Source organism: Thermodesulfovibrio sp. (assembly GCF_049969575.1).
GTDB lineage: Bacteria > Nitrospirota > Thermodesulfovibrionia > Thermodesulfovibrionales > Thermodesulfovibrionaceae > Thermodesulfovibrio > Thermodesulfovibrio obliviosus.
The window spans coordinates 23,007-29,842 of the sequence record NZ_JBMFOO010000023.1 but is presented as its reverse complement, the minus strand read 5'-3'; the positions used below and the strand labels follow the sequence as shown (position 1 = coordinate 29,842).

Annotated in this window: 6 protein-coding genes; all 6 read right to left on the bottom strand. The window is 32.6% G+C overall.

Annotation, left to right across the window (positions count from 1 at the left end):
• Positions 1 to 121: 121 nt before the first annotated feature.
• Genes cas6 through cas10 form a run of 6 tightly spaced genes read right to left on the bottom strand, consistent with a single transcriptional unit; the run spans position 122 to position 6,754 of the window.
• On the bottom strand, positions 122 to 1,024 hold the full coding sequence (gene cas6, locus ACP5O9_RS06575; protein ID WP_428723666.1) for a CRISPR system precrRNA processing endoribonuclease RAMP protein Cas6: 903 nt from the start codon (positions 1,022 to 1,024) through the stop codon (positions 122 to 124).
• The gene (csm5, locus tag ACP5O9_RS06570; protein ID WP_353685946.1) at positions 1,008 to 2,108 is read right to left on the bottom strand and encodes a type III-A CRISPR-associated RAMP protein Csm5; all 1,101 of its coding nucleotides are present in this window, start codon (positions 2,106 to 2,108) and stop codon (positions 1,008 to 1,010) included. The genes cas6 and csm5 overlap by 17 nt, the downstream gene beginning before the upstream one ends.
• Positions 2,098 to 3,024 (bottom strand): type III-A CRISPR-associated RAMP protein Csm4, encoded by a 927-nt coding sequence (csm4, locus tag ACP5O9_RS06565; RefSeq protein WP_424905312.1) that lies wholly within the window; start codon positions 3,022 to 3,024, stop codon positions 2,098 to 2,100. The genes csm5 and csm4 overlap by 11 nt, the downstream gene beginning before the upstream one ends.
• A 2-nt stretch (positions 3,025 to 3,026) precedes the next feature.
• Entirely contained in the window at positions 3,027 to 3,761 is a 735-nt protein-coding gene (gene csm3 / locus ACP5O9_RS06560) for a type III-A CRISPR-associated RAMP protein Csm3 (RefSeq protein ID WP_428723665.1), read from the bottom strand.
• Positions 3,762 to 3,773: 12 nt separating this feature from the next.
• Entirely contained in the window at positions 3,774 to 4,178 is a 405-nt protein-coding gene (gene csm2, locus ACP5O9_RS06555; protein WP_353685949.1) for a type III-A CRISPR-associated protein Csm2, read from the bottom strand.
• Positions 4,175 to 6,754 carry a type III-A CRISPR-associated protein Cas10/Csm1 gene (gene cas10 / locus ACP5O9_RS06550; protein ID WP_428723664.1) on the bottom strand — a complete coding sequence of 860 codons (2,580 nt, stop codon included), beginning with the start codon at positions 6,752 to 6,754 and terminating at the stop codon, positions 4,175 to 4,177. The genes csm2 and cas10 overlap by 4 nt, the downstream gene beginning before the upstream one ends.
• Positions 6,755 to 6,836: the final 82 nt, after the last annotated feature.

Sequence of the window (6,836 nt, the reverse complement as noted above, 5' to 3'; positions counted from 1 at the left end):
TATAAAGGAGCACTGAAGACAACATTTTAAAGCGATTTAAAGTTAGATTGCCAAAGTCGCATTTTGTGGTTATCCAGAGAAAGTGAATTTTAAACAGACTAAAGGATATTGAATGATAAAATTAAAGTTTTATTTGATGGTTAACTATTTCATATTTGCCTAAGCCAAAGCTCGTTCCTTTACCTACATGGAGAATTTCACAAGCTTTAAGAAATGGGATAAATGGCGTGATGTCTCCTTCATAGGTAATTTCTCCAACTACTCCACCAAGTTTCATTCTGGTGTCCTGCCTGCTTGAGTAACGCTCCCAGTCATACCAACGTGTGTTGTCATCTAATATTTTGACTTTTTCTGCTTTTTCAATCAATGAGTTTACATCAACCTGTAAAGGTTCTTTTTTACAATGAAAATAATACAATAATGAAATTCTTCTTAGAATTGACCGAATAAGAACATGAAAATCAAGTTGATTGACAAGTGAACGATTATATTTTATCCTGATAGGAGTAAGAATATTTAAAGACAATTTTGTAAAATTTTGCTCTAAATTGACGGAATTTAATGATATTGTCTCTGAATTAGATGATGATATGTTGGAAATGATAAATTTTCCCTTAGCTTTACCAATGCCTACCTTGCCAAGTTCTTTAATTGTAACAACAAAGTATGGTAAATACTCTATTGCTTTTCCAATAAGGATTATTTTAAATTTAAATTCTTCTGCTGGCTGGTATAATTTTTTCTTGTCTAAGGGTGGTTCAAAGACAAAGGGATGAGGCACTTTTTCATATTTATGCATGTTTAAAAAATTTGCTGTAGTATCAGAAACAGTTTCAAAAACATAGGCATAAATACACTTTGTTTTAATGGGGCAGTCTATACATTGCTGTCTTTTAAGAACGCATGTAATTTGTCTGAGAATATTTCCAAAACCTCCTCTAAAAGCAGAGCCTTTAAAATCTGGCAAATTTATTTCTGTCTCAGCTTTCAGTGTAAACTCAACAATTTTATAGTGTATCTGCATTTACTACCTCAAGCATAACCCATCCAAAAGGTATTGCTTGACTAAGATTAGCTGGTTTTTTGTTCTGAGAGGCAAGCCAGATGGTTGTCGGTGTTTTATCCCATATTGAACCTTTTGCTGTTCTTATCTTTATCTTTCTTACACTTTCTATTGTAACAGCCTCTGCACCTGAGTGTTTCCCGATGCGAATTAGAAAATATTTGATTTTTAATTCATTTTTAAATTGCTCTATAAGAGGCCGTCTAAAACCTTTATTTTTTCTCAAATCAACTTCCCTATTAAAAATCTCGGCGTAATGGGCATGAACTTTGGTAAGAAGAGATTTAAAGTCAAAAGGCTTTTTTATATCAGAATTTTCTATCAGACTGTCTAATTTTACAGTGCCCTTAAATATACTTCCCTCAGGAATGACTTCTATAGGAATAGAAAGGGTTGAACGAATATTGTCTTTCAATTTGTTCACATTTATTTGATATATCACTTTTGTTTTTACTTGTCCTTCAGGTTCCAAATCTGAAATTTTTAAGAGTCTAAAAGGATCTGTTGACATTTGACCTTCAAGAATTTTCGCCTCCAGTTGCTCAGGATTCCTGGGATCTGCATTTTTTATTAAATTCTCTTTATCTGGAGACTCTGCAAGCGTTTTATCAAGATAGCCAGTTCTTAAAGAGCCTTTTAAAGAACTTCCAGGAATTATGGGAGTTTGTGTGTAGGGATTGAAAAAAGTTCTTGGTATCTCAAACTCATTGAATTTTTTTAAAATTTCTTTTTCATCGTTCAGTTGCTTTACTTCTCTGTATCTTTCAGCTAATTCTTTAGGAATGGAAATAATTCGTCCTTTTACTTTTTCCTTAACTTTTGAATAAAATCTATACAATTGCACAAGACAGGCAACTGTGTCTTTTTCAGATATATTTTCAAATTCCTTCCATTCTTTATCATTAAGAGTTTTTATAAATTGCCATAAATCAAAATGAATCATTATGCTTTTGTCAACATCTATGACAAATTCTGTAGGAGTATAGCACTCATTACATCCAATGTGAACTGGACTTAAAATATGAAGCTTTATCTCATAAAGCATCTTGCACCTCCACAGGTAAAACTAAGGAGTATCCCTGTGTTACTGCTTCAGGGATAGCTTTTGAAAGATTCTGTATGCTCATTCCAATGTAAGGTTTTTTAATATCTCCATTTGGAATTAATACTGCTGCTTCATCAGCAAATACAACAGGATTTTTAAATGGATTTTTTAATTTTGCAAAAATGCTTCCGAAACGACCAAATCTAATAAAAGGGGTGAAATAAATATCTTTTACTTCTTCTTTCTTTGGTACTGAAGGAGAAAGGGTATACAAAGCATTATAATTACCGGAGCTTGCCAAAAGTTGAATTTCTTTGATATCCTCTACTTCAAATTTACCATATCCAGCTGTTGCATCTTTGCCATACCCGTAATTTCCTACTCTTTTAAGTGCTTCTTTAAATGATTCAACTGCTATATCCTGTCTCAGCCCTATAAATATGGCAAGTTTTGTCTTGAAATAAATTTTATCAACTGTGTAAGGAGTAAATGGAGCTTCACCTGTTGTGCCTGTTAATCTGTTTATGGTGCATCTTATTTGGCTGTCTTCTTCAATAAAATTTATCTTCTCGTATGTAATCTCATTCAGGGGCTTAAGGGGAATTTCAAAGGCAAAGTAATTTTTGCTTTTTAATTCCTTCCTCTTTTGTATGAATTCTTTCTCTGAAATTTTAAATAGCTTATACAATGGCATTGATGGACGTTTCAGATAAATTTTTTCCTTCACTACAGGAAAAGCTGAAGAAACAACAATAAAAGGATTTTCTTCATAGTCTTTAAGAAGCTCCTGAAGAGATTTACCAAAAAGTTGAGAATCCTCAAAGGCTTGCCAGCAAAGGTGTCCAAAAAGAGTATCTCCCTTTATAGGACTTCCAAAACCTGTCAAAGGCTTTATCTTTACAATATAGGTTTTCAAAGTTACCCCCAGAGCTTTAAAGAGTTGAATTTATTTTTTAAGGCTTCATCATAAAATTGAAACTCAATTTTTCCATATCCACGACTTCCAGAGCCTCCAAGAGAGTCAAGCTCAAGGAGTTTAAGTCCTTTTAATAAATAGTCTTCAAAAAGTTTTTCATCTTCATCATCCAGAACTTTAAAATATACTTCAAAGTCAAATACAGTTCCTGCTGGAACTCTTTCAATAAATCTTGGATCCTTTGCTGTTCCTGTGATACGATTTATTCTGTTTTCAGATTTTACTTCAATATAGCTCCAATGATTTTGTTCAGCTTTTTTTTTGAAATCTTCATTTAATCTACAATCACTAAATGAGACTCTTGTTGGTCCAATTTCTATAATCAAGTTCTCATCAGTTTCTCCTGCACCTGCACCAAATACTTTTAGTATATTTTTGATGTGATTTTTTATCTCACCATCTGCATTTTTAAGCATCTTTGGAGTTGCCAGCCCACCTGAATTCTTAAAATCTTCTGATTTTGCTGCTTCTTGAACAACGCCATAGTAATACTCCAGAAGACTTCTTATTTTTCCTTTTAGAGATGAACCTGGAATATATGGCTCTTGTGTAAAGGGGTGTTTTATAACAGGGTTGTCTGTTCCACCTATTTGCATTTCCATGTTGCCTGAACCTATGTGCAATCCTGTTTTGATGATTATTTTACCTTTAATTGCTTTAATTTCTTTTAGTTTCATCAGTTGCCTCCTTTATTTCATTTTTTCGTCATAATACCTGTAAAAACCCATAAAAGCTTCAAAAAACTTAACAAAGACATCAAAATCTTTTTTACTCCGAATTTGATTTATACATTCCTTAAGAAACATTCTAAATTCTTCTGTAATAAGATTTCTGCCTTCAGCATAGTAGGCTTTTGCATTAAGAATTTTAATGTAGGGAAGCATTTTCTGAAATTCTTCATCATTTTTTATTCTTCCATGAAAAGTTAAAACTTCATCATAAAATTTCCTTAATTGAGAAATCTTGTTTTTATCTTTCTTTTTCTTACCACTTTCTTTTATGTCTTTTGCCCATTTATCAGCTATTTCAGAAAACAGCTCTGGATTTACAATTTCTCTGGCTTCATCTTCCCAGAATTTGATTTTGTTGTTCATGCTTTCCTCCTTATATAAATTGTATGCCATAAAGGAATCCTAAAGGATTCCTTGTATGTCTCTATCCAGTTTGCAAGTTTGGATAAAATTTCTTCTGTAATTTTGATTCTTTCTTCTTTGTTTTTTCCCTTTCCAATATTTCTTATAGCAAAGTAATAGAGTTTAGCTCTCCAGGTTAAAGGATTCAGATTTTTGTGAATTGACTGCTCCTTCAGTATTTTTTCTGCTTCCTCTGCAAGCTCTCTAATTTCATTCAATTTATATATGAATGAATTGGTTATAATTTCCTTGCTAAGCCAGCTGTCTAATTCTTTTATAATCTCGTTAAATTCTTTTAATTTATTCCACTCCACTGGACAATTAAAGATTGTTATTCTGTTTTTCCCGCTGTATTTTGATTGCTCTAATGCCTTTTCTGAAATCTCAGCCATTGTCATCACAGAAGTTTCAGGCTTTGTAATATATACTCCAGCTGAAAGCGTAATTTCGCTGTTTTCACAGCAGTATTTGTAAAAATCTTCAGAAATTCTCATAGAAAATCTGATTATTTCCTTCCATGGAGCAATAAGAAAAAGATCATCTCCACCTGCAAAAATTGTGTATATGTTTTTAAACTCTGTTTTACATAGATAAGGCAAATAAAGAGTAAAAAAGAGATTAAGTTGCCGTGAAAGTGTGGCATATCTTGAAAAGGTTCTTTTCTCTGGTCTTAATCCTTTTGCAAATATTGTTCCAAGATTATCAATGTCTGCTTTGAAAACGCCAAGAGCATCAACTCCAGCAAATCCAGAGGGAGTCTCCTGCAATGAGAGTTTTGCAATATGATGAAAGCTAAGAATTGATTGTTTCTGAATAGCTTCCCTTGTTTCCTTGTTATCTTGCTCTGAGTCTTTATAAGTAAGTTTCTCAATCTCTTTTTCATACTCCGGTGTAAATTTTGGAACATAGCCATTTATCAGTTTGATCGAAGCAAAATTTTCAAGGATGCTACTGTCTTTCCAGAGAGAGTTAATATTCCAATAATGAACTATTTTATTTTGTCTTAAAAGTTCTGAAAGTTTACCTGATACAAAGCTTACCTGATATTTATCAAAAATTGGCACCTTAAGTTTTTCAGGAAGCGCTGCATCAGCTGTAGCTATTGTAACAATATCTTTTTTAACAAGATTTTCGCCAATTTTTACATGATCGTAACAAATATCACAGAGGTATTCTTCTTTTATTTCATTTTCATGATTTGCTGCTCTACGATTGCAAAGAGGACATACCCCAGCATCTGAAAATTTATCAAGATATTTCTCTGTATATTTTGTTCCTCCGTATTGGATAAGATCTATTTTCTTGTATTTGCGTTCCTCTGAAGCTCTGCCTATCGCCCTTAAAAGTTTTTCAAGACTGTCTTTACTGCAAATAAAATCCTCTGGTGATGCTTCCACCCAGCTAAAACCAATACTTACCTCTCCATAAAAGTTTTCCATAAGCCAATGATTTATTTCATACTCTGTTGATTTTAATGCATCAATATGTTTTTTCGTGTTTGGAGCCAGAATTTTAAATTTTCCTGCTGCATTTGTAACAACTGATGTAAAAGGTAACCCGAGTCTGTCAAGTAAAAAATCTGCAGCAAGCTCACTGAGTAAAGAAACATAAAAGGATCTGCCTCTCAGCATTTTGGCTGCATATTTAGCTGTAGAACCACCTTCTGAAAATATAAAATCCTGAATGCCGTAAAAATTTCCTTCAATTAAAAGAAACTTCTTTTCATCCGTCTTTTCTATTGAATTTTTATCCATTGAATCTGTTAACAGATGATAAAGATACATTGAAACAGCAAAGGCAGAGGTAAGTCTGCCATGGTCATAAAGAGAAATGTCTGATATAATTTCCTCAAATCTACCATCAGAGTGTTTTAGTGTTGCCGATGGGATTGAAGTGGTAAAAACAAAAAGTAATGAATCAAAATGTTCCATCCAGAGTTTAAGACATTCTTTATGAGGAAGACTTTTAAAGACTTGAATAAATTTTTGATAAAGCTCACCATAAGCCAGTTGCTGAGAGTCCTGCTTTTTTACAGGAAAGATGTTTAATGGAGAAATTTCTTTCAGAGGATAGGAAAAAATAAAGTTTTCAGGTTTATTTTCCTTCCATTTTTCAGCAACTGATATATCTTCAAGTATCGGGAATAATGGAATTTCCTTTGCTTTTTTTGCAATCCATTTTTCTTCTTCAAATTCTTTTCTTTCAACTCCACTGCTAAGGCAATCTGCTTCATGAATTATTAGTTGTTCAGGAGAGTCAGAGTCTGGTTTGTGATGTTTTGCAGCAAGATTTATAAGAGAATCCCTTGAAGAGGCATATTCTGTAATTTCTCGAGGAAAATATTTAACCATTTCATCAATAAAGTAAGCTGTGTAAAGGGCATGTTTGTGAGTGTATTGCCAATTAGTTTTTGGTTGATACAGGGATTGATTGCCATCTATGTATTCAGATGGGATATCTATTCCAGCTCTTTCCATAAATTTTCCAATATCATGAAGAAGTCCTGCCAATGCAATTTTTAAAACTTTAATATCCATTTTTCAGTCTCCCTTCATGATTTATTATTATTTTAATTTTATTTAAAAATTGTTAAATTATACTAAAAAACAATGTTGCTGC